Origin of the sequence: Streptomyces sp. 840.1 (assembly GCF_003751445.1) — a bacterium.
Lineage (GTDB): Bacteria > Actinomycetota > Actinomycetes > Streptomycetales > Streptomycetaceae > Streptomyces.
On sequence record NZ_RJUU01000003.1, the window covers coordinates 587,340 to 611,710 of the forward strand.

General features: G+C 73.6%; 12 protein-coding genes. 9 read left to right on the plus strand and 3 right to left on the minus strand.

What is annotated here, in order from left to right:
* The first annotated feature begins 33 nt into the window (after nt 1-33).
* From EDD93_RS35120 to EDD93_RS35150, 7 genes are all read left to right on the plus strand, one after another.
* Nucleotides 34-1,617, plus strand: a complete 1,584-nt coding sequence (locus EDD93_RS35120; RefSeq protein WP_123530313.1) for a PfaD family polyunsaturated fatty acid/polyketide biosynthesis protein — start codon at nt 34-36, stop codon at nt 1,615-1,617.
* Nucleotides 1,614-7,790 carry a type I polyketide synthase gene (locus tag EDD93_RS35125; RefSeq protein WP_123530314.1) on the plus strand — a complete coding sequence of 2,059 codons (6,177 nt, stop codon included), beginning with the start codon at nt 1,614-1,616 and terminating at the stop codon, nt 7,788-7,790. The genes EDD93_RS35120 and EDD93_RS35125 overlap by 4 nt, the downstream gene beginning before the upstream one ends.
* A 50-nt stretch (nt 7,791-7,840) precedes the next feature.
* Nucleotides 7,841-14,347 (plus strand): beta-ketoacyl synthase N-terminal-like domain-containing protein, encoded by a 6,507-nt coding sequence (locus EDD93_RS35130; RefSeq protein WP_123530316.1) that lies wholly within the window; start codon nt 7,841-7,843, stop codon nt 14,345-14,347.
* A 105-nt stretch (nt 14,348-14,452) separates the two neighbouring features.
* Nucleotides 14,453-15,379, plus strand: coding sequence for a MerR family transcriptional regulator (locus tag EDD93_RS35135; RefSeq protein WP_123530318.1), 927 nt, complete (start codon nt 14,453-14,455; stop codon nt 15,377-15,379).
* 248 nt (nt 15,380-15,627) lie between these two features.
* Nucleotides 15,628-16,392 carry a (5-formylfuran-3-yl)methyl phosphate synthase gene (locus EDD93_RS35140; RefSeq protein ID WP_123530320.1) on the plus strand — a complete coding sequence of 255 codons (765 nt, stop codon included), beginning with the start codon at nt 15,628-15,630 and terminating at the stop codon, nt 16,390-16,392.
* A gap of 8 nt (nt 16,393-16,400) precedes the next feature.
* The gene (locus EDD93_RS35145) at nt 16,401-17,801 is read left to right on the plus strand and encodes an aldehyde dehydrogenase family protein (protein WP_123530322.1); all 1,401 of its coding nucleotides are present in this window, start codon (nt 16,401-16,403) and stop codon (nt 17,799-17,801) included.
* Nucleotides 17,802-17,803: 2 nt separating this feature from the next.
* A complete protein-coding gene (locus tag EDD93_RS35150; protein WP_123530324.1) occupies nt 17,804-18,892 on the plus strand; it encodes an NAD(P)-dependent alcohol dehydrogenase in 1,089 nt (362 codons plus the stop codon).
* A 56-nt stretch (nt 18,893-18,948) separates the two neighbouring features.
* Here the strand turns inward: EDD93_RS35150 and EDD93_RS35155 are convergent, their stop codons facing one another.
* Together EDD93_RS35155 and EDD93_RS35160 are read right to left on the minus strand one after the other, a co-directional pair.
* On the minus strand, nt 18,949-19,887 hold the full coding sequence (locus EDD93_RS35155) for a class I SAM-dependent methyltransferase (RefSeq protein ID WP_398906595.1): 939 nt from the start codon (nt 19,885-19,887) through the stop codon (nt 18,949-18,951).
* Nucleotides 19,888-20,065: 178 nt separating this feature from the next.
* A complete protein-coding gene (locus EDD93_RS35160) occupies nt 20,066-20,599 on the minus strand; it encodes an EF-hand domain-containing protein (RefSeq protein ID WP_123530328.1) in 534 nt (177 codons plus the stop codon).
* Nucleotides 20,600-21,141: 542 nt separating this feature from the next.
* On the opposite strand from EDD93_RS35160, the gene EDD93_RS35165 reads away from it, so the two are divergent.
* Both EDD93_RS35165 and EDD93_RS35170 read left to right on the plus strand, forming a co-directional pair.
* A complete protein-coding gene (locus tag EDD93_RS35165) occupies nt 21,142-22,062 on the plus strand; it encodes a diiron oxygenase (RefSeq protein WP_123530330.1) in 921 nt (306 codons plus the stop codon).
* A gap of 63 nt (nt 22,063-22,125) precedes the next feature.
* The gene (locus tag EDD93_RS35170; protein ID WP_123530332.1) at nt 22,126-23,772 is read left to right on the plus strand and encodes an FAD-dependent oxidoreductase; all 1,647 of its coding nucleotides are present in this window, start codon (nt 22,126-22,128) and stop codon (nt 23,770-23,772) included.
* A gap of 47 nt (nt 23,773-23,819) precedes the next feature.
* On the opposite strand, the gene EDD93_RS35175 is transcribed toward EDD93_RS35170, so the two are convergent.
* Complete coding sequence (locus EDD93_RS35175) at nt 23,820-24,362, minus strand: DoxX family membrane protein (protein ID WP_123530334.1); 543 nt, start codon at nt 24,360-24,362, stop codon at nt 23,820-23,822.
* Nucleotides 24,363-24,371 lie beyond the last annotated feature (9 nt).

Below are 24,371 nucleotides of genomic sequence, written 5' to 3' on the forward strand. Positions count from 1 at the left end.
CAGCAGACGTCCTCTCCCGTTGGAGCCCTTGCCGTGTCCGTCCTCGCTCTCCCCGACGCCCCCGCCGCGTCGCCGCCGGTCTTCTCGCCCGAGGGGATCACGGCCCGTGCCCGGCAGATCCGCAGACCGGTCCACGTCGTCAGTTCGCCGGACGGCCGTGAGCTGGGGCTCGCGACCGGTCCCGTACCCGGCGGCACGGTGCTCGGCACGCTGCCGCCGCTGTACCCGGAGTGGCTCGGCGGCCGCACCTTCTGCGAGGCGCACGGCGTCCGCTTCCCCTACGTCGCGGGCGAGATGGCGAACGGCATCGCGACCACCCGGATGGTCGCGGCGATGGCGCACGCGGAGATGCTCGGCTTCTTCGGGGCGGGCGGGCTGGCCTACCCCGAGGTGGAACGGGGCGTGCACGCGCTCGCGCGGGAGCTGGAATCCCGCGACAACTGGGGCGTCAACCTCATCCACTCCCCGGCCGAGCCGGAACTCGAGTTCCGGGTGGCCGAGTTGCTGGTGGACGCCGGTGTCCCGCGGATCTCCGCATCGGCGTTCATGGAGCTGACCCCGGCGGTCGTGCTGTGCTCCGCGCACGGGCTGCGCCGGGACGCGGCGGGCGCAGTCGTCCGGCGCACACGGCTGCTCGCCAAGGTCTCCAGGCCCGAGGTGGCCGAGCGGTTCCTCTCCCCCGCCCCGCCCGTACTGCTGGACCATCTCGTCGCCCGGGGGAAGCTGACCCGGCAGGAGGCGGATCTGGCGGCCCTGGTGCCGGTGGCCGAGGACATCACGGTGGAGGCGGACAGCGGCGGGCACACCGACAACCGGCCGCTGCAGGCCCTGCTGCCGAGGATCGCGGCCCTGCGCGACGAGCTGTGCCGCCGGTTCGGCTACCCCCGGCCGGTCCGCCTCGGCGCGGCGGGCGGCCTCGGCACACCGGACGCGGTGGCCGCCGCGTTCGCGCTCGGCGCGTCCTACGTCGTCACCGGGTCGGTGAACCAGACGGCCGTCGAGTCGGGCCTGTCCGACGAGGCGAAGGCGATGCTCTGCGACGCGGACATCGCCGATGTGGCCATGGCACCGGCGGCCGACATGTTCGAGCTGGGCGTGAAACTGCAGGTCCTCGCCCGAGGCACGATGTTCGCCCAGCGGGCCGCCCGGCTCCACGCCGCCTACCGGGCCCACGGTTCGCTGGAGGAGATCCCGCCCGCACTGCGGACCCGGATCGAACGCGACGTGCTGCGTGCCCCGTTCGACGAGGTCTGGCAGCGCACCCGCGCGTTCTGGGAGCAGCGCGATCCTGCGGAGATCGCCCGTGCTCAGGCCGACCCGAAGCACCGCATGGCTCTGGTCTTCCGCTGGTACCTGGGGAGTTCCAGCCGGTGGGCGATCACCGGTGAGGCCTCGCGGCGGACCGACTACCAGATCTGGTGCGGTCCGGCGATGGGCGCGTTCAACCGGTGGGTGGCCGGGACGTTCCTGGCCGAGCCGGCAAACCGGTCCGTGGTGCAGATCGCGCTCAACCTGCTCGAAGGGGCTGCGGTACTCACCCGTGCCCATCAACTGCGCACCTACGGGGTCCCCTTGACGGCCGAGGCGTTCAGTTACCCGCCGCGCGGGCTGGCATGAGCGGGACCGGCGCCGACGCGGCGCCGGCAAGGACAGCCCGAACCGGAGGAGAGACCGTGCCCGCCCCACCCCACCGCCAGGTCCCGGTCGCCGTGGTCGGCGTCGGGGCCCTGGTGCCCGGCGCGACGGACGCGGCCGGCTACTGGCGGATCGTGACCGGTGGCCGCGACCTGATGACCGATGTTCCCGCCTCGCGCTGGAGCGTGGCGGACCACTACGACCCGGACCCGGCCGCGCCCGACAAGACGTACGCCCGCCGGGGCGCCTTCCTCCCCGAGGTGGACTTCGACCCGATGGCCTACGGGGTTCCCCCCGCCAATCTGCCGACGACGGACACCTCCCAGCTGCTCGCCCTGATGGTCGCCGACCAGGTACTGAAGGACGCCGGTGGTCCGGCCGGGGTGGACCGGGACCGGACCGGGGTCGTCCTCGGGGCCGCCGCGCTGGAACTGCTTCCGCACATGTACGGGCGCGCCCAGCGCCCGGTGTGGCTCGCGGCGCTGCGGGAGGGCGGACTCGGTGAGAGCGAGGCGCAGGCCGTGTGCGACCGCATCTCGTCCCGCTTCGCACCGTGGCGGGAATCGACCTTCCCCGGGCTGCTGGGCAATGTCGTAGCGGGCCGGATCGCCAACCGGTTCGATCTGCACGGCATCAACCACACCACCGACGCCGCCTGCGCCAGTTCACTGGCGGCCCTGTCGACATCGGTCGCCGAGCTGTCCCTCGGCCGGGCCGACCTGGTGATCAGCGGAGGCGTCGACACCGGGAACGACATCGGCATGTTCCTGTGCTTCTCCAAGACCCCCGCGCTCTCCCCCAGCGGTGACTGCCGGCCCTTCTCGGCCGACGCCGACGGCACCATGCTGGGCGAAGCGGTCGTCATGTACGCGTTGAAGCGGCTGTCCGACGCGGAACGGGACGGCGACCGGATCCACGCGGTGATCCGCGGCATCGGCACGTCCTCCGACGGCAGGAGCACGGCGATCTACGCCCCGCTCCCCGACGGCCAGGCGCGGGCGCTGCGACGCGCCTACGAGCAGGCGGGCTACGGGCCGGAGACCGTGGAACTGGTGGAAGCGCACGGAACCGGCACGAAGGCCGGAGACACCGCCGAACTGGCGGCGCTCACCGAGGTGTTCGGCGCTTCGGGCCGTAGGGACGGCCAGTGGTGCGCCATCGGATCGGTCAAGTCGCAGATCGGCCACACCAAGTGCGCCGCAGGCGCGGCGGGACTGCTCAAGGCCGTCATGGCCCTGCACCACAAGGTGCTGCCGCCGACCGTGAAGGTCGACCGGCCGAACCCGGCGGCCGCCGCTGCGGACGGCCCGTTCTACGTCAACACCGAGACCCGCCCGTGGGTTCGGCCCGCCGGGCATCCGCGCCGGGCGTCGGTGTCGAGCTTCGGTTTCGGCGGCAGCAACTTCCACGTCACGCTGGAGGAGTACGCGCCCCGGGGGGCCGGGGGCCGGGCGGCTCTGCGCCACCGCTCCGCCCCGAGCGAGCTCGTCCTGTTCAGTGGCGACTCCCTGTCGGACCTCGTGGCGCCGCGTGCCGGCGAGGACCGTCCGCTGGCCGCGCTGGCCCGGGAGAGCCACAGCTCCTTCGCGTCCACTGCCCGGATGCGGCTGGCCGTCGTCGCCACGGATGCCGAGGACCTGCGGGAGAAGCACGCGCAGGCGGTCGCGCTGATCCGGCGGCAGCCCGGCTCCGCGTTCTCGACGCCCGCCGGTGTCCGGTACGCGTGCGGGGACGCCGAGCCCGGCCGCATCGGCTTCCTGTTCCCGGGGCAGGGTTCCCAATACGTCGGGATGGGAGCCGGTCTCGCGATGCTGGCGCCGGGCGCGCAGGCCGTCTGGGACCGGCTGGGCGGCACCCGCTTCGACGGACTGCCCCTGCACCGGGCCGTGTTCCCGCCGCCTGCCTTCACCGATGATGAGCGGGCGGCCCGGCGGGCCCTGCTGGACGCCACCGAATGGGCGCAGCCCGCGCTGGCGGTGCACGCCCTCGCGCTGCTGGAGGTGGTGCGGGAGCTGGGGCTGCGGCCGGACTGCGTGGCCGGTCACAGCTTCGGCGAGCTGGTGGCGCTGCACTGCGCGGGTGTCATGGACGCCGGTTCGCTGGTGGATCTGGCCCGGCGCCGCGGTGAGCTGATGCGCGACGCGGCGGTCACCCCGGGCGGGATGCTGGCGGTGGCGGCGGACCGTTCGCACGTGGCCGGGGTACTGGCCGGCGGCGGGTTCGGTGACATCTGGCCGGCCAACCACAACTCCCCTCGCCAAGTCGTTCTTTCGGGGACGTCGGAGGCGGTCGCGCGGGCCGAGGAGGCGCTGTCGGCCGACGGGACCGCAACCCGCCGGCTGGCGACGTCGACCGCCTTCCACAGCCCGCTCGTCCGGCCGGCCGTCGAGCCGCTCGCCGGTTACCTGCGCACGGTGCCGCTCACGGAACCCCGGATCGAGGTCTACGGAAACGCGGACGCGGCGCCCTACCCGTCAGCGCCCGACGAGGTGCGCGACCGGATCGCCGCCCATATCGCCTCCCCGGTGCTCTTCCAGGACCAGATCGAGGCCATGTACGCGGCGGGCGTGCGGACCTTCGTCGAGGTAGGCGCCGGGGCCGCGCTGACCGGCCTGGTCGGGCAGATCCTCGGCAACCGCTCGCACACGGCCGTTGCGCTGGACCGGCCGGCCCGGTCCGGCGCCGACACCCTGCACACCGCGCTCGGCGAACTCGCCGTACGCGGCGTCCCCCTCGACCTCGACACCCTCTGGGCGCCGTACGCCCACGAGAGCCCAGCGAAGGAGCACGAGCCCCGAATGACCGTGAAGATCAGCGGAGCCAACTGCGGTCAGTTCCCTCCGGCGGGCGCCGCGTCCGCCGGGCCGTCGCCCGCTGCGGCGGACGGTCCCGAACGCGGGCCCCGGCCCGCCTCCGTACACGTATCCGCGTCCGACACCCCGGCGGCCCCCATGCCCGCGTACATCCCCTCTCCGGTCCACGCCCCGCAGCCGTCGCAGGTCCCGGCGGCACCCGTGTCCTGGCAGCCCGAGCCCGGACCGGCATCGGAGGCCGGGGCTCCGCCGGGCTCCTGGGGCGGGGACGGCGTCGACGGCAGCTGGTACGCCGCCGTCGAGAGCGTCCAGCGGCAGACGGCGCAGGCCCACGCGGCCTGCCAGCGCATGCTGACGGACAGCCATATCGCCTTCCTGCGGATGACCGAGACGACCCTGGCCGCGATGCTCGGCGCACCGCGCACGGGTGGGGCCGCTGACCTGCCCGCGCACCCGGCCTCGGACCCGCGCACCGGCGGAGACCTGGACGCGCCCGTCCCCCCGGCGCCGCTGCCGCTCCCCCGCTCCTCGTCACCGCGACCCGTGCCCGTACCCGTGCCGGAGCCGGTACCCGTGGTTTCGCCGGCCCCTCCGGTTCCTGCGGCTCAGGCCGTGCGCGTTGTCCGGGCAGCGGCGCCCGCACCCGTGGCCGCCCCCGCACCGGCCGACGGCCCGGCGCCGCTGTCGCCCTCGGAACTGGAGGAACTGCTGCTGTCCGTGGTGGCGCGGCTCACCGGCTATCCCGCCGCCATGCTCAACATGGACATGGAACTGGAGGCGGATCTGGGCGTCGACTCCATCAAGCGCGTCGAGATCCTGTCCGTCATGCGCCGCGAGGTGCCCGACGTCGGCGCGGGGGACATCAGCCGGCTCGGCAAGCTCCGTACCCTGCGCGAGATCGTCGACGCGCTCACCGACGGCGCCCCGGTGGCCTCCGGGCCCACGGCACCGGAGGCCACCGACCCCCCAGAGCCGCCCGGAACCACCGCAGTCACTGAAAGCAGCACGAACACCACCAACACCACAGCCACCGCATCCGCGCTGCCCGCCCCCCGCACCGGATCGGGCGAGCGGACGCCGCTGACGAGGCTGGTGCCCCGGACGGTGGAGTCGCCGCCGTCCGGGCTGGCCACGGCCGGGCTGCTGGACGGGCCCGTCGTGGTGACCGACGGCGGCACGGGCGGGTCCGCGATGGCCGGCCTCGTCGCGCGGAAGCTGACGGAACGCGGCGTGGACGCCACCGTCGCGGCGGAGGTGCCCTCGCAGGCGTACGGAGTCATCCATCTCGGCGCGCTCACGGCGGACCCCACGCCGGACGGCGCGCGGGAGGTCCACCTGTCTGCGCTGCGGGCGGCGCGTGCGGTCTCGGCCGCACGGACGGCCGGGGGCGGCGGGCTGTTCGTGACCGTCCAGGACACCGGGGGCGACTTCGGGCTCGGCGGCGGCGAACCCGGCCGTGCGTGGCTGGGCGGGGTCGCGGGGCTGGCCAGGACGGCGGCGAAGGAGTGGCCGGACGCCTCGGTCAAGGTCATCGACTGCCGGCGGGGCGGCCGGGACGACGAGGAGGTCGCCGCGGCAGTCGTGCGGGAGCTGTTCGAGGGCGGCGCCGACCCGGAGGCGGGCCTGCGGGCGGACGGCACCCGTACCCTTCTGCGGCTGGTACCCGGGCGGGTGACGCCCGGCGGCGCGCCGAGGATCTCCTCCGATTCGGTGATCGTGGCCACCGGAGGGGCGCGCGGGGTGACCGCGGCCGCCCTGCTCGACCTGGCCAGGGCCCACCGTCCGAGGATCGTGCTGCTCGGCAGGACCGAACCGGCCGCCGAACCCGCCGGACTGACCACGGCGACCGACGAACCGGCCCTCACCCGGCTGCTGGCGGAACGCTCCACCCCGGACGCGGCCGGCGTCTCGCCCGCCCGGATCGCGGAGCGGGCCCGGGAGATCCTGGCCGCGCGCGAGGTGCGGGCGACAGTGGCGGGGCTGGAGGCCGCAGGGTCGCCCGTCCGGTACATCCGGGTGGACGCCCGTGACGCTGACGCCCTCGCCGCCGCCCTGCGCGACGTACGCGAGACGTGGGGGCCGGTCACCGGCCTCGTGCACGGCGCGGGGGTCCTGGCCGACCGGCGGATCGCCGACAAGACCGACGAGCAGGCCGAGTCGGTGATGTCCACCAAGGTGGACGGTCTGCGGGCGTTGCTGGCGGCGACGGCGGACGATCCGCTGGACACGATCTGCCTCTTCTCCTCGGTGGCCGCCGTCTTCGGCAATCCGGGGCAGAGCGACTACGCGATGGCCAACGAGGTCCTCCATCAGGTCGCGTCGGCCGAGCAGGCCCGCCGTCCCGGGTGTCTGGTGCGGTGCGTGGCCTGGGGCCCCTGGCAGGGCGGCATGGTCACCCCGGCCCTGGCCGCGCACTTCGGCCGCTCCGGAGTGCCGCTCATCCCGCTGGACCAGGGCGCCTCGGCCTGCACCGCCGAGCTGGACGGCGCCGCCGGCGACGCCCGCGTCGTGCTGACCGCCGGGGACGACCCGGCCGCCCTCTCCCCGGCGGGTGAACCGAGGCAGGCACAGATGACCGTCCGCTCCGACACCCTTCCGCAGCTGGCCGACCACGCCCCCGCCGGTGTTCCCGTGCTGCCCGTCGCCCTGGTCCTGAACTGGTTCACGGCCGCGGCCACGGCCTGGCTGCCGGATCCCGGGCAGCTGGTCCTGCGTGACCTGCGGGTCTACAGGACGTTCTCCCTGCCCGAACTGCCGGGCGAGGGACACCGGATCACCCTGCTCGGCAGCCGGGGCGCACCCGGGGCGTTCCCGGAGCTGGAGGCGGAGCTGCTGGGCGAGGACGGCCAGGCGCACTTCCGGGCGGTCCTCGACGCCGGGGAGGGGGAGCCCGACGCTGCTGCCTGGAACACCCCGGAGGGCCTGAAGCCGCTCTCCCGGGCCGAGTCGTACGACGGGAAGGTGCTCTTCCACGGTCCCCGGTTCCAGGTACTGCGCTCGGTGCGCGGCGTCTCGCAGCACGGCGCCGAGGCGACCGTCGCGGGCCTGCGCGCCCTGGGCTGGGCCGGTGAGCACTGGCCGCTCGATCCGGCCGCCGTGGACGGCGCGCTGCAACTCGCCCTGCTCTGGGGCGAGGAGGTGCTCGGAGCGGCGACGCTGCCGATGGCCGTCGCCGAGTGCAGGGTGCACCGGCGCGGCCCGGTCGACGGCACCGTGCGGTGTGTGGTGCGGGGCCGCAAGGCGCACGACACCGGGGCGCGCTGCGACGCGGCGCTCATCGACGCGGACGGGTCCGTCCGGCTGGAACTGATCGGTGTCGAGCTCGTCCGCCGCCCCTCCTGACCGCACCCGGCCCCGGCCTCCGCCCTGCCGTGAAGTGAAGTGAGACCCGCATGCCTGTCGAACCCATCGCCGTCGTCGGCCGGGGCTGCGTGCTGCCCGGTGCGCTCGATCCGGACACGTTCTGGGAGAACATCGCCGCCGGCCGCCTGAGCCTGTCGGCCGCACCCGCTGACCGGTGGCGGCTGCCGCGCCAGTGGGCGATGGGCTCGGTGGACGACCACCTCGACCGCACCTGGACCGATGTCGGCGGGTACGTCCGCGGGTTCGCATCGGTCTTCGATCCGGGCGGCTTCCTGATCGCCCCGGAGCGGATCGCGTCGCTGGACCCGCTCTTCCACTGGGTGCTGTACGGGGTCCGGCAGGCGCTCACCGAGGCGGGCCGCTCCGGCCCGTTGCCGCGCGGGGGGCTGGTGCTGGGGAACCTGTCGTATCCCACGCCCGCCGGGGCGGCCTTCGCCGAGCACGTCTGGCTGTCGGCGCAGCGCCCCGCTCTCCGGGACGCCCTGCTGAGCGGTGAGCGCGGTGCGCGCCCCGACGCCCGTAACCGCTTCTCCTCCGGGCTGCCCGCCCGGCTCGCCGCCCAGGCGCTCGGCCTCGGCGCCGGGGCGTGGTCCCTCGACGCCGCCTGCGCGTCCTCGTTGTACGCGATCAAGCTGGCGTGCGACCGGCTGCACGACGGCACGGCCGACCTGATGGTCGCCGGCGCGGTGAGCCGCCCCGACCCGCTCTACCTCCACGTGGGGTTCTGCGGGCTGTCCGCGACCAGCCGCACCGGGCGCAGCCGCCCCTTCCACCGGGACGCGGACGGGCTGGTGCACGGCGAGGGCGCCGGCTTCGTCGCCCTGATGCGGCTGTCCGAGGCGCGCGCCGCCGGTGTGCCGGTGCTCGGCGTGATCCGCGGCGTCGGGCTGTCCAACGACGGGCGTGGTTCGGGTCTGATCAGCCCGTCGGAGGAGGGCCAGGTACGGGCGATGCGGCTGGCGTACGACGTCGCGGGGGTCCCTCCCGAGTCGGTGTCGCTCGTGGAGTGCCATGCGACAGGGACGCCGGTCGGTGACGCGGTGGAGGCGCGCGGCATGGCCCGGGTCTTCGGGGCGGCGGACGACGTGCCGATCGGTTCGGCGAAGTCGAACGTCGGGCACCTGCTGGCCTCGGCGGGCGTGGCGGGGCTGTTGAAGGTGCTCGGCGCGATGCGCGCGGGGGTCCGCCCGGCGACGCTCGGCGCGCAGCAGCCGCTGGACGCGCTGTCGGGTACCCCGTTGCGGCTGCTGTCCGCTGCGGAGGAGTGGACGGGGCAGCGGCGGGCCGCGGTGAGCGCGTTCGGGTTCGGCGGTACCAACGCCCACCTGATCGTCGACCCACCGGACGCCGTTCCCGTGTCCGCGGCCCGGCACGGCGGCAGGGCCGAGCGGGTACCGGTGGCGATCGTGGCCGTCGGCGCCCGGGTCGGCGAGGGCACGTCCGCCGAGGATCTGCGCCGGGCGGTGCTGGGTGGTGAACGGCGCGGCCCCGTCACGGAGATCCCCGTTGAGCTGCCGGGCCTGTGCTTCCCGCCGCTGGCCCTGGAGCGGGCCGTGCCCCATCAGCTCCTGGTGCTGGAGGCGGCCCGGGAGGCCGTACGGGGGGTGAGCCTGCCCCGCGAGCGGACCATGGTGGTCATCGGAACCGGGGTGGACCCCCAGGTGGCCCGCGCGGGTGCCCGCTGGCGGGTGCCGTTCTGGCTGGAGCGGTCGGGCGTGCACGTCACCGGCGCCTCGGCGGATTCCGCCCGGGGGGCGTTCACTCCCCCGATGACGGCGGAAGGGGTGGTGGGCAGCATGCCGAACCTCGCGGCGAACCGCATCAGCACCCAACTTGACCTGGCGGGCCCCGGGTTCACGGTCTCCGCCGAGGAGGCCTCCGGGCTGATCGCACTGGAGCTCGCGGCGCGGGCCATCCGTTCGGGTGAGGCCGACGCCGCTCTCGTCGGTGCCACCGACCTGTCCTGCGAGGCCGTCCACCGGGCTGCTCTGCGGGAGCTCGGCCACCGGGACGAGCCCGGGGACGCGGCCGTCGTCCTGGTCCTCAAGCCCCTGGCGGCCGCCCGCAGGGACGGCGACACCGTGGTGGCCCTGCTGGACGAGGGTGCCGCCGGGGAACCCGACATGGTCATCGGGGACGGCCCGGACGCGGTGTTCGACCCGTCGTCGGTCTTCGGGCGCGCCCATGCCGCGTCCGGCCTGGTCTCCGTCGCGGTCGCGGCACTCTCCCTCCAGCACCGCGCGGTGCCCCGCCCCGGCGGGCCCGCGGACGCCGGAGCCTTCGCCCGGACGGCGCGGGCGGTGGCGCTGCCGCTGGAAGGGCCGGCCGCGAGCGTACGGCTGCGCGCGGGGGACGTCCTGCCGTGGCTGCGGGGCACGGCTCCGCGCCTGCACGTCTTCTCCGGGGCCGATCGTCAGGAGGTGCTGGCCGCGCTGGACTCCGGTACGCGTTCCTCGGCCGGCCCGGCCCGCCTCGCGCTCCTTGCCGACGGGGACACCGTGCCGGCCGGCCGCAGGGAAGCCGCCCGCCGCTGGCTGGCGGAGGGCGGGGCCCGCCCCGCCGACCTGCTGTACCGGGACGGTCCGGTCGGCGGGCAGACCGCCTTCGTCTACACGAACGGCTCGGCCGCCTACCCGGGTATGGGCCATGAGCTGATGCTCGCCCTGCCGTCGCTGGGCGAGGCGGTGCGGGAGGGGCACCGCGAGATGACCGCCCGGCTGCGGTCCGGGCCGGAGCCGGGTGTCCTCGGGCAGATCTGGGCCGCCGCCGAACTGGCGGTCTCCCACACCGTGCTCAGCCGCGACCTGCTCGGGCTGCGGCCGGACGCCGCGCTCGGGTACTCATCGGGCGAGTCGACGGCGCTGGTCGCGCTGGGGGCCTGGCCTGACTCCGCGGGGCTGTTCGAGGCCGTCCGGGCCAGTGGTCTGTTCACGACCGAACTCACAGGTGAGCTGCGGGCGGTCCGGCGTTACTGGCGGCAGCGGGGGATCCAGGGCTCGCGGTGGTCGAGCTATCTGGTCGGAGCACCGCTGGAGACCGTCCGGGCGCAGATCGCGGCGGACGCCTCGGTCCACCTGCTGGCGGTGAACGCGCCCGGTGTCTGCGTCATCGGCGGCGAGTCGGTGGCGTGTGCGGCGGCCGTGGCCAGGATCGGCGCCGACCGGGCGATCGAGCTGGACTACGACCTGGCGGCCCACGCACCGGAGCTGGCCGAGGTCGCGGAGGTGTGGCGCGAGGTCCACCGCCGTCCCACGGTCGAGGTGCCCGGGGTGCGGTTCTACAGCGGGGCCACCGGGCGGGCGTACCGGCTGACGGAGGAGCGGGCCGCCGAGGCGATCACCGCCCAGGGGCTCGGCACGATCGACTTCGCGGCCACGGTCGAGCGGGCGTGGGCGGACGGCGTCCGGGTGTTCGTGGAGCACGGGCCCCGGAGACTGTGCACCGGCTGGATCAAGCGGGTGCTCGGCGACCGGGAACACGTGGCCGTCGCGCTGGACGCCTCCGAGGACACCGGGCTGCGGCAGCTGTGCCTCGCGGTCGGCGAACTCGTCGTCGCCGGAGTGCCGGTGCGGGCGGACGCGCTGTTCGCCCGGCTCGCCGAGGCCTCGGGCCGGCTCGCGCCGCCCGGCCCCACCGTCACCATCGCCGTACCCCCGACCCCGTGCCTGCCTCCCCTGGAGCGTGCCGTGACCGTTCTGCCCCGGGCGCCCGAGCTGGCCCCCGTACCGGACCGGAGCCCCGTCCTGCGCGGCGCCTTCCCCGCCGGGGCCGGCGTCGCCGTACCCGCGCCCTCCTCCCCCGCAACCTCCCGCGCTCGTGCGGCAAGTGCGGCGGGAGCCGGGGCGTTGGCCGCCCTGCACGCGCTTCACGTCGCCGAGCTGCACCAGGAGGTGATGGCCGCGCACACCGAGGCTCATCAACGGTTCCTGCGGGTGTCGGCACTCGCCGTCCAGGCACTGACCACCGCCGGCAGGCCGGCAACCGGGCCCCGCGAAGCGGACTTGATCCCAACGGGATCCCCCAGGCTGGTGGCCGGGCCGACCGAGCCCGGCCCGGTCCCGGCGAGAGACCTCAGGCCGGGGCCGAAGTTCGACCGCGCCCAGCTGGAGCACCTCGCCTCCCGCGAGGTCTCCGCGCTGTTCGGGCCGCGCTTCGCCGAACAGGACGGGTACCCGGTACAGACCCGGATGCCCGGACCGCCCATGCTGTTCGCCGACCGGGTCACCGGCATCGACGCGGTGCCGGCGGCGCTGACGATGGCAGGTCCGGTGCGCACGGACGGGACGATCTGGACGGAGACCGACGTCCTGCCCACCAGCTGGTACCTGGACTCCACGGGGCGCATGCCCGCCGGCGTACTGATCGAGGCGGGCCAGGCCGATCTGCTCCTGCTCAGCTGGCTGGGCGTCGACCTCCTGAACCGGGGCGAGCGCGCCTACCGGCTGCTCGGCTGCGAGGTGACGTTCCACGGCACCCCGCCCGAGGCGGGCGACACCCTGTGCTTCGAGATTCATGTCGACGGCCACGCGGAGGCCGACGGTGTGCGGCTGGCGTTCTTCCACTACGACTGTTACGTGGACGGCGAACTGCGGCTGAGCGTCCGCGAGGGCCAGGCCGGGTTCTTCACCCCGGCGGAACTCGCCGGCAGCGGCGGTGTCCGCTGGGACCCCGCCGAGCACGCGCCCGCTGACGGCCTGCCGCTCGACCCGCCGGCCGTGCGCTGCGTGCTGTCCCGCTTCGGGCCCGACCGGTTGCTGGCCCTGGCGCAGGGCCGCCCGGCGGACTGCTTCGGGCCCGGCTGGGAGTCGACGGCTGCCCACGTACGCACGCCTGCGCTGGACGAGAGCCGACTGCGGCTGCTGGACGAGGTCGTCGCGTTCGACCCCGCCGGAGGACCGTGGGGGCGCGGGTATCTGCGCGCCGAGACCGCGCTCTCGCCCGACGACTGGTTCTTCACCGGGCATTTCAAGAACGACCCCTGTATGCCGGGCACTCTGATGCTCCAGGGCGGTCTCCAGGCGATGGCGTTCTACCTGACGGCCATGGGCTACACGGTCGACCGGGACGGCTGGCGCTTCGAACCGGTCACCGATCACCCCTCCAGTGCGATGTGCCGGGGCCAGGCGACGCCGGAGGGCCGACGGGTCGTCTACGAGCTGTTCGTCACGGGCGTCTGCGGCGGACCGGTGCCGACGCTGTACGCGGACGTCCTGGGCTCGGTGGACGGGACGAAGGCGTTCCTGGGCCGCGGCATGGCGCTCCGGCTGGTCCCCGACTGGCCGCTGTCGCACTGGCGGCACTCGGGCCCGCCCGCCGTGCAGTCCGGCGGCGCCCCGGTGCCCCTGGCACGGCTCGCCGGGATGGCCGGGCACCGGGAGGAGAAGCCGGTGGCTGTGGCGGCCGACGGGTTCCCCTTCGACTACGCCTCGCTGCTGGCCTGCGCCTGGGGCCGGCCGAGCGAGGCGTTCGGCGCCATGTACGAGCCGTTCGACGGCACCCGCAGGGTGGCCCGGCTCCCCGGCCCGCCGTACCACTTCATGAGCCGGATTGTGTCGGTGGAGGGGCCGCAGGCCGGAATGCGGGAGGGCAGTGTCGTCGTCGCCGAGTACGACGTGCCGGACCGGGTCTGGTACTTCGAGGAGAACGGCGGCCGCGCCATGCCGTTCGCCGTCCTGCTGGAGATCGCGCTGCAGCCCTGCGGGTGGCTTGCCTCGTACGTGGGCAGCGCGCTGACCGGCGGGACGGACCTGCTGTTCCGCAACCTCGACGGATCGGGAACGGTCACCGGCGAGGTCACTCCGGCGACCCGTACCGTCCGTACCAGGGCGGAGCTGACGCGCGTCTCGCGCAGCGGAGACATGATCATCGAGTCGTTCCGGGTGGAGTGCACGGCCGACGACGTACCGGTGTACGAACTCACCACGGTCTTCGGCTACTTCCCGCGTTCGGCCTTCGACGACCAGCAGGGCCTGCCGACTTCGGCGGACGAGCGGGCCCGGCTCGACGAGCCCTGCGGGCACACCGTCGATCTGACCGCCCGCCCCGCCCGCTACTGCGCCGGGGAGCCGCGTCTGCCGGGCCCGATGCTGTTGATGCTGGACCGGATCACGGGTTACTGGCCGGACGGGGGAAGCGCGGGGCTCGGCCGGCTGCGGTCGGAGAAGGACGTGCGCGCGGACGCCTGGTTCTTCCGGGCGCACTTCTTCCAGGACCCGGTCCAACCGGGCTCGTTGGGCATCGAAGCCATGTGCCAGCTCCTCCAGTACCACCTGCTCGAACGCGGCGCGGCCGACGGCGTCCCCGCCGCCGGGTTCGAGCCGGTGCTGCCCGGTCACGAGACGGCCTGGACATACCGGGGCCAGATCACCCCGGCGAACCGGCTGATCCGGGTGGACATGGACATCGTGGCGAGCGGCACGGACGAGCGGGGGCCCTACGCCGTGGCGGACGCCTCGCTGTGGGGCGACGACACGTGCATCTACCGCGTGCGGGGCCTGGGCATGCGGGTGGTGCCGGGGGCGGGGCGCATGCCCTGAGGGGCTCCGGGTGCGGTAGTCAGGTGCCGGCCGGGGGCCGCCCGCCGCCGTCTCGCGGCGAGCGGCCTTGAGTCTCCAGTCGGGGGAGACGTCAGGATGAGGGGCATGAACGACGCGACCCTCCACCCGATCGGGGAAGTTGCCCGGCTCACCGGCCTGTCGGTGAAGACGATCCGGTTCTACTCCGACTCGGGGGTGGTGCCGCTCGCCGCCCGCAGCCCCGCCGGATACCGGCTCTACGACCTCGACGCACTGCTCCGCCTGGACCTCGTACGCACCTTGCGGGAGCTGGGCATGGACCTCGCCACCATCCGGCAGGTGCTGGACCGCAAGGTCTCGGTGGCGGAGGTGGCGGCGGTCCACGCCGATGCCGTGGATCTCCAGATCCGGACGTTGCGGCTGCGGCGCAGTGTCCTGAGAGCCGTGGCCGTCCACGGCTCCGGTCCCGAGGAGGCCAGTCTCATGCACAAGCTCACCCGCCTGACCGCAGCCGAACGCAGGCGCCTGATCGACGACTTCATCGACGCCACCTTCGGTACGGAACACGCCCGCCTCGAACTCGCCGCCATGGTGCGCGCGGCCGCCCCCGCCCTTGCGGACGACCCCTCCCCCGAGCAGATCCGCGCGTGGGTGGAGCTCAACGAGCTCATGGACGACGAGGACTTCCGCGACCACATGCGCAGGACCGCTGAACAGGGGACCGACCACACGGAACCAGGTCTACGGGGCGAGGTGCCCGAGCCCGTCGGCGAACTGGTCGCCGCGGCGAAGGAAGCGGGCATCGACCCGCTCGGCCCGGAAGCCGGACCGGCCGTCCGGGGCATCGTCCAGCTGTTCGTACAGGCCTACCCGCATATCCCCGAGGCGGAGGGGGCGCTCCGGATGATCGAGCAACTGGAGGCGGCGGGCGATCCGCGCATGGAGCGGTACTGGCGGCTGGTGTGGGCGGTCAACGGCTGGCAGGTGCTGCCGAGTCTGCTGCCGGACCGTTCCTGGCTGCTCCAGGCGCTGCGCGCGGACCGCACTCCGTAAGCCGGCCCGGCCACCGACGGCCGCAGGTGGCCGTCGGTGGCCGGTGGCCGTACGGCGCATGGCCTGCGCACGCGGACCGGCGTGTACGGCGGAGTGCGACGTGTGACGGGGTCGGCGCAGTGCCCCGTTCTGACCCCGCACGCCCTGCCGGTGACCACGGCCCGCCGCCATGATGAGCGGACGGCAGTGATCCGAGCGGCTCCGCACGCCTGCCCCGGCAGGCGGACCTGCGGTGGAAGGAATTCACCTTGTTGCTTCTCATCTCCCCGGACGGCGTCGACGAGGCGCTCGACTGCGCGAAGGCGGCGGAACACCTCGACATCGTCGATGTCAAGAAACCCGACGAGGGGTCGCTCGGCGCGAACTACCCCTGGGTCATCAGGGAGATCCGCGACGCGGTCCCGGCGGACAAGCCGGTCTCCGCCACCGTGGGGGACGTCCCGTACAAGCCCGGCACCGTGGCTCAGGCCGCGCTCGGCGCGGCCGTCTCCGGGGCCACGTACATCAAGGTCGGTCTCTACGGATGCACGACGCCCGAGCAGGCCATCGAGGTCATGCGCGGGGTCGTCCGCGCGGTGAAGGACTACCGGCCGGACGCGTTCGTCGTCGCCTCCGGGTATGCCGACGCGCACCGGATCGGCTGCGTCAATCCGCTGGCGCTGCCCGACATCGCCCGGCGCTCCGGCTCCGACGCGGCCATGCTCGACACCGCGATCAAGGACGGTACGCGGCTGTTCGACCACGTACCGCCCGAGGTCTGCGCGGAGTTCGTCCGGCTGGCCCACGGGGCCGGCCTGCTCGCCGCCCTCGCCGGCAGCGTCAAGGCGGCAGACCTCGGGGCGCTGACCCGTATCGGCACCGACATCGTGGGGGTGCGCGGGGCGGTCTGCGAGGGAGGGGACCGCAACACCGGTCGGATTCGGCCGTCGTTGGTGGCCGCCTTCCGGGCCGAGATGGACCGGCATGCCCGGGAGCACGCCGCCACCGCTGCCGCCGCCGCGACCGCGGGCTGACCGCCCGGATGCCGAACTGCCGGCCCCGCCGCGGGCCCGGAGCCGGCGGGCGTTTCGCCGTCGTCGATCCGGCGACGGGTGAGGCCTTCGACGATTCCCCCGACCAGCAGCCGGACGAACTGGACGGCGTCGTCGGCCGGGCGGAGGCGGCCTGGCGCGGCTGGCGGGACGACCCCGCCGCCCGCGCCGCCGCACTCCTCGCGGCAGCCGACGCCGTGGAGTCGGCCGCGCCCGGCCTCGCGCCGCTCCTCACCCGTGAGCAGGGCAAACCCCTGGCCGAGTCGTACGCGGAGCTCGACCGCACGGCGGCCCGCCTGCGCTACTTCGCAAGGGCCGCTCCCGGGCCCCGCCCCATCAGGGACGGCCGTCCGGTGCACAGCGAGATCCGCTGGCGGCCGCTCGGGCCGGTCGCCGCGATCGTCCCCTGGAACTTTCCCCTCCAGCTCGCGTCGGCGAAGTTCGCTCCGGCGCTCGCCGCGGGCAACACGGTGGTGCTGAAGCCGTCCCCGTTCACACCTCTTGCCACCAGGCTGCTGGTGTCCGTGGTCTCCGCCGCCCTGCCCGAGGACGTGCTGACGATCGTCACGGGCCGCGAGCCGCTCGGCGCCCGCCTCGCCTCCCATCCGGGGATCCGCCATGTCACCTTCACCGGTTCCGTTCCCACCGGCCGGGCGGTCGCCGAGGGCGCGGCGGCCTCACTCGCCCGGGTCACGCTGGAGCTGGGCGGCAACGACGCGGCGATCCTGCTGGACGACGTGGATGTGGAACGGATCGCGGAGCGGCTGTTCTGGGCGGCGTTCCGCAACTGCGGGCAGGTCTGCATGGCGGTCAAACGCGTCTACGCCCCGGTCCGGCTCCACTCCCGCGTGGTCGAGGCCCTCGCGCACTACGCGAAGAGCGTCGTGGTCGGAGCCGGACTGAACCCGGACACGCGGCTGGGGCCGGTGAACAACGCCCCGCAGCTGGCCCGGATCGAGCACTGCACGGCCCAGGCCGTGTCGGACGGCGCCCGAGCCGTCTGCGGCGGCCACCGGCTGGAGCGGCCGGGATACTTCTTCGCTCCCACGATCCTGACCGGTGTTCCCCCGAGCAGCGCCGTGGTGACGGAGGAGCAGTTCGGTCCGGTGCTGCCGGTACTGCCGTACGGGAGACTCGACGAGGCGGTCGAGGCGGCCAACAGCACCCGTTTCGGGCTGGGCGGATCGGTGTGGGGAACGGACCTCGACCGGGCCGAGGCGGTCGCCGGCCGGCTGGAATGCGGCACGGCGTGGATCAACCACCATGCGGAACTGTCCCTCGCCCAGCCCTTCGCGGGCATCAAGGAGAGCGGTGTCGGCGTCGCGGGCGGGCCGTGGGGGCTCTACGGGAACCTCAGACCGTTCGTCGTGCACCGTCCGCTGGAGGGATGAGGATGAGGTTCGACGCGGCGGTACTGCGCGGGTACGAGGGGCCGTTCGCCGTCGAGGAGGTGGTCCTGGAGGCGGGGCCCGCCGAGGGCGAGGTGCTGGTCAGGATCGCCGGCTGCGGGATGTGCCGGACCGACCTCGCGGTGCGGCACTCGGCGGGCCGTTCACCGCTGCCGGCGGTGCTCGGACACGAGGGGGCCGGGGTGGTGGTGGAGACGGGTGGCCCGGACACCGGGCTGAACGCCGGCGATCACGTCGTGCTGGGCTTCGACTCCTGCGGGCGCTGCCCGACGTGCCTGAGCGGCGCCCCCGCCTACTGCGACTCCTTCGCCTCGCTCAATCTCTTCGGCGGCCGGACGGAGCACGCGGCACGGTTCAGGGACGCGGCGGGCGGCGGGCTGGCCCCGCGCTGGTTCGGCCAGTCGTCGTTCGCCGCGTACGCGATGGTCCGGGCCCGCAATGCCGTGCGCGTCGATCCCGCGCTGCCCGTCGAGCTGCTCGGGCCTCTGGGCTGCGGCTTCCTGACCGGTGCCGGAGCCGTTCTCAACTCCTTCGGCGCAGGTCCTGGGGACACCCTGGCGGTGTTCGGTGCGGGGGCGGTGGGCCTGGCCGCGGTGATGGCGGCGACGGCGGCCGGTGCGGTGACCGTGGCCGTCGACCGGTTTCCCGAACGGCTGGCCCTCGCGGAGCGGTTCGGTGCGATCCCGTTGCGTGCCGGACCGGCCGGCCCTGCCGACCGGATCCGGGCCCTGACCGGCGGTGGTGTGCAGTACGCGCTGGACACCACGGGCTCCGCACAGCTGATCAACGACGCGCTCCGGGCGCTGCGCCCGACCGGTCATCTCGGGCTGGTGGCGCGGCTGCGCACCACGCTGCCCATCGAACCCGGCTCACTCGACCGGGGCAGGCGCATCTCGCACATCTGTGAGGGGGACGCGGTGCCGAGGCTGTTGGTCCCGAGGCTGACCGGGCTGTGGCAGGCGGGCCGGTTCCCCTTCGACGAGCTGATCCGCACGTACCCGCTCGCCGACATCAACGAGGCCGAGCGCGACTGCGAGGCGGGCCGCGTGGTCAAGCCGGTGCTGATTCCGTAACGGGCGGACGGAGGGGGCCTGTCGACGGGGCGGGCCGGGCCGCCCCGTCGGCAGGGTCACGGCCGGGGCTTGTTCGCGAACACCCACCGATTGCCCGCGAGCGCGTCGTTGGCCTCCGGTAACGGGCCGCGTCCGTGGTGGCGGGTGAAGTCGAAGGGGGTGTGGACCGATGTCGACCAGCCCTTGCCGGTCAGATGTCCGGCGGAGTCCGGCCTCGTCCCCCTGTCGAACAGGTTGAGCAGGTCGATGCCGATCTGCTCAGTGGTCGAGGTGTAGAGGGGACTGTCGCGGTATTCCAGCAGATCCTTGTCGAGTTTGACTTCGAACGCGAGGGCGCTTCCGCCGGCGCTCAACTCGTCCACCGTGTCGATGAGGCTGGTCTCGGCGGCGTTGGGCAGGTAGAACAGCAGCCCCTCGGCCAGCCAGACGCTGGGTGCGGCCGGGTCGAATCCGGCGTCGGTCAGCGCTCCTGCCCAGTCGGCGCGCAGATCGACCGGGACCGGTACGCGCGCCGCCTTCGGTTCGGCGGACAGCCCGTCGAGCACCTCGTGCTTGAAGGCCAGCACGCCTTCTCTGTCGACCTCGAAGATCACACAGCCGGGCGGCCAGTCGAGCCGGTACGCCCGGGAGTCCAACCCTGCTCCCAGCAGCACCACTTGGCGGGCGCCCGCCTGAACCGACCGGAGGACGAAGTCGTCGAGGACCCTCGTCCGCAGCCCGAAGTAGCGCGCGAACCGCCCCCAGAGCGGGTTCGCGTCACCGTCGGGAACCTGCTGGAGGCGGACCGGCCAGTTCGCGCAGGCCGGTGCGGCGAGCACGAAGTGTTCCGCGAAGACGTCCCGGGCCAGAGGGTCCTGGCGGTGGGTCTCGATCGCACGGGCCGCAGCGACCAGAAGAGCGGTCAGGCCGACGCCTCCGCCCACCCCGTCCGCCTCTCCCGCCCCGCTCGTTTCTCCCGTCCTGCCGGCTTCTTCCGTCCCGCCGGTTTCTCCCACCTCTTCCGCTGTCCCCACGCCGTTCACCATTCCCACCCGTTCACGCCTTCCGCCCCTTCGATTTCGGTACTCCGATACTCCGTGCCGGCCACGCGCCCCCCTGAGGCATCTTGAGACCACAAACAGCGAGGAACCGGAATAACAATTCCGGTTCCGGCCGGATACAGGATTCCCGCTTTCAGGCCTCCACGCTCCCGACGAGGTGGTCGCCAGGAATTCCGGCCTTTTCCGGACTGTAGAAGTCCTTGATACCGACCACCCAGGACATCACCTCGATGCGGTCGGAATCCGAGGGCCCGAAGGCGTCGAAGAGAGCATCGATGTTCGGGCGCTCGAAACCGATCGCGACCATCAGCGCCATGAAGAGGGGCCGCTCGATGAGACCGTCGCCGTCCGGGTCGCCCAGCGCGGCGAGCGACTCGGCGAAGTCACCGATCGTCGCGTCGAAACGCTCAGGTGACAGCACACAGGCCGCGTACTCGTCGAAGCTGATCACCCCGTCGCCGTCGGCGTCGAGTTCGGTGCTCAGGGTCGACCAGTACCGCCGGAAGGCAGCCTCCATCGCACCCTTCGCCGCGTCGTCGGAATCGGGTGCCACCTCGACGACACGGCGCGCCATGATGTCGAAGTCCTCGGCATCGAGAACGCCATTCCCATTGGCGTCGAGCAGCGAGAAAACAAGCTTGACCCGATTGGTTGCCTCTGCACGCACAGCCCAGCCACCTTTCTTCTGACCGAACCGTTCCGGTGGCCAGAAGGAATCAACGAACGATCGGTCACCGCACCTACCGGCCCCGCCAGGAATCCAGAACCTGAACTCGTGACTGCGAACTCCCCACTGGGAACTCCGGCCGTCCCTTTACTATCCGGCCGACGATCGCCGCTGCATAAAAAATCCATGCCGATTCACCTGAACGGGTGCATTTCACTCAGATGATGTGTACCGCGAACAATCCGGCATCCCGCGTGCGGTGGAGGCGAGACACCCCGCCCCGACGGCCGGCCCGACGCCCGTCCAGCCCGGCGCAGTTGCGGCCGTGACGCTGGCGCTCCGTGGAGAGACCGTACGAATTTGCCGCGTGGGGGTAGGCCGCCGCCCGCTCTTGTTATACCTTCCGTCCAACAGCTTGCTAGACGCCACGTCTAATAAGCGAGGGCGGTGTTCGGCGGCCGGCTGTCCCATCGAGGGGGCAGGGGTGAGGCAGCACGCCGGGCGCCGTCGGATCGATCCCTCTCGATTCAAGGAGCCGCAGCATGGCAAGCAGCACTGTTCGGCCGGAGGACCAGAACCAGGACCGGGCCGCCGGTCAGGACGTCGCCCGGCGTCTGCTCGACTCGGCCGCGAAGCTGTCGTACGACCCGGCCGCCGAGGTGGACTGGGAGACGCCCCTGGACCCGGACCACCACGGCGCGAGCCCCGAGTGGAGCACGCTCTACGGGACCCCGTACTGGCGGGAGTTGACCGAGGCGCAGCGCAAGGCGCTGACCCGCCAGGAGGCCGCGTCCGTGGCCAGCACGGGCATCTGGTTCGAGATGATCCTGCAGCAGATGGTCCTGCGGGACATGTACGCGAAGGACCCCACCGACCTGCGGTTCCAGTGGGCGCTCACCGAGGTGGCCGACGAGTGCCGGCACTCCATCATGTTCGCCAGGGGCGCGGCGAAGCTCGGCGCCCCGGCCTACCGGCCGCACCGCGCCGTGGTCGAACTGGGCAGGGCCTTCAAGACACTCGCGTTCGGAGAGGCCGCCTACGCCGCGATCCTCGTCGCCGAGGAGGTCCTCGACGTCATGCAGCGCGACTGGATGCGGGACGAACGGGTCGCACCCTTCGTCCGCACCATCAACAACATCCATGTGGTCGAGGAATCGCGGCACATGAAGTTCGCCCGCGACGAGACCCGCAGGCGCCTGCGGAACGCGGGTCCGGTGCGCCGGCACATCAACTCCCTCGTGGTCGCGATCGCCTCGTACTACATCGTCACCAGCATGGTGAACCGGGACGTCTACGCGAACGCCGGGCTCGACAGCGAGCGCGCCCGCAGCGAGGCCGGGGCCAACGAGCACCACAAGTCGCTGATGCGGTCCAGCTGTTCGGGCCTGATGGAGTTCCTCGCCTCGGCCCGGCTCCTCACGAGGCCCGCGCTCTTCTTCTACAAGCGCGCCTCCCTGATCTGATCCGGTCCGACCCGACCCGCTCCGATCCGCGCGCCCCACCGACCGAGCCGACGAGATGACGAGATGACCTACGCCATCACCCAGACCTGCTGCAGCGATGCCACCTGCGTCGCCGTGTGCCCCGTCAACTGCATTCACCCGACGCCGGAGGAACCGGACTTCGGCAGCACCGAGATGCTCTACGTCGATCCGGCGACCTGCATAGACTGCGGCGCCTGCGCGGATGCCTGCCCGGTCGACGCCGTCGTCCCGGTGGACAGCCTCTTCGGGGCGCACAAGGAGTACGCCGCGATCAACGCCGCCTACTTCGGGGACCGGGAGCCGGAGCCGGTCGCCGGACCGAACTTCCACGCCTGGGGCGAGCCCGCGTTCCCGCGCAGCCTGCCGTCCGACTTCGCGCCGCTCCGGGTGGCGGTCGTGGGCACCGGGCCGGCCGGGATGTACGCAGCGGAGGACCTGCTGCTGCACACCAACGCCGAGGTCACACTGGTGGACCGGCTGCCGGTGGCGGGCGGCCTCGTCCGGTACGGCGTCGCGCCCGACCACCCGGCGACGAGGAAGGCGGGCGAGACCTTCGCGCGCTTCCACGCGCACCCCCGGGTACGGATGACCCTGGGCGTCGAGGTGGGCCGGGACATCACCGCGCAGGAGCTCGCCGCGCACCACGACGCGGTGATCTACGCGGTCGGCGCCTCCACCGCCCGGCGGCTCGGCATTCCGGGCGAGGACCTGCCGGGCAGCATCTCGGCCACCTCGTTCGTGTCCTGGTACAACGCCCACCCGGAAACGCCGCCGGAGACCGTCGCCCTGACGGCGGACCGGGTGGTCGTCGCCGGGAACGGCAACGTCGCGCTCGACGTCGTGCGCATCCTCGTCACTGATCCGGCCGCCCTGGCCGCCACGGACATCGCCGGTCACGCGCTGGCGGCCCTGCGGGGATCGCAGGTGCGCGAGGTGGTGCTGCTGGGGCGGCGCGGCCCGGAACACCTCGCCTGCACCGCCTCCGAGCTGCTCGCCCTCAAGCACCTGCCGGGTGTGGAACTGGTAGTCGACGACAGCGACCCGAGGACCGGTACGGCGATCGACAGCGCCGCGCCGGGCGAGAAGGCCGCGCTCCTGCGGGACGTGCCCCGGGAGACGGCCGGCCGGTCGCCCTCCCCCGCCGCCGGACGGCGCATCGTCCTCCGCTTCCACACGGCCCCGGTGGAATTGCTCGGCCGGGACCACGTCGAGGCAGTGCGGGTGACGTGCGCCGGGGGCCGGCGGGAGATACCGGCGGGCCTGTTCCTGCGGGCGATCGGATACCGCGGCCTGCCGGTGCCGGGGCTGCCCTTCAACGAGACGACCGGGACCGTCCCGCACGAGGGCGGCCGGGTGACGGGCCTGCCGGCGACGTACGTCGTCGGCTGGATCAAGCGGGGCCCGTCGGGCGGCATCGGGGCCAATCGCACCTGCGCCGCCGAGACCGTGGGCAGCCTCCTGGCGGACGCCGTCGCAGGCGTACTGCCCTCCCCCGCTCCCTCGCCCAGGGCGTTCCAACGCCTCGCCCGGAGCCGCGGCCGCGATGTCGTGGACGCCCGGGGGCTGGCGGCCATCGAACGGGCCGAGCTGGCGGGCGGCCGCGAGCAGGGCCGCCCGAGGGTCAAACTGGCCACGGTGTCCGCACTCGTCGCGGCGGCGAAGGGCGGCCGCGGCAGACCGTCGAACTGACCCGGCAGGCAGGCAGGGGACCCTGCCGGATCAGGAGCCCCGCCGGATCAGAACTCTTCGAGGTCGGGGTCGGCCGGAGCCGCCGCCACCTGTCCCTTGGCCCGCCTGCCGACGACGGCGGCCGCCGCTACCGCGCCGCCCGCGAAGGCCAGAGCCACCGTCCAGGGCCGGTTGAACACATGACAGGTGGCCTGGTCCACGGAGTAGCGGCCGGGGCCGGTGAGTCCGATCGCGGCAGCGGTGAACCCGAGGAAGGCCGGGTACTCGTAACCGCCGCCCTGCGCGAAGAATCCCGCGGGCGCGTGGACGGCCACGGCTCCCGCCATCGCGCCGGCCGCCGCCGCCCCGGCCGCCGGGGTGGCGAGGCCCAGGGCCAGCAGGACGCCGCCGCCGGCCTCGCCGAGTCCCGCCGCGACGGCGCTGTGCTTCGACGGGTGGAAGCCCATCGCCTCCATCGCCGCGGTGGTGCCCTCGATGCCTCCGCCGCCGAACCAGCCGGCCAGTTTCTGGCTGCCGTGCGCGGCCAGCACCGCGCCGGTCCCGACACGCAGGAGAAGCAGGCCGAGGTCACGACGGTTCACGCTGCCCATGAGGTTCTC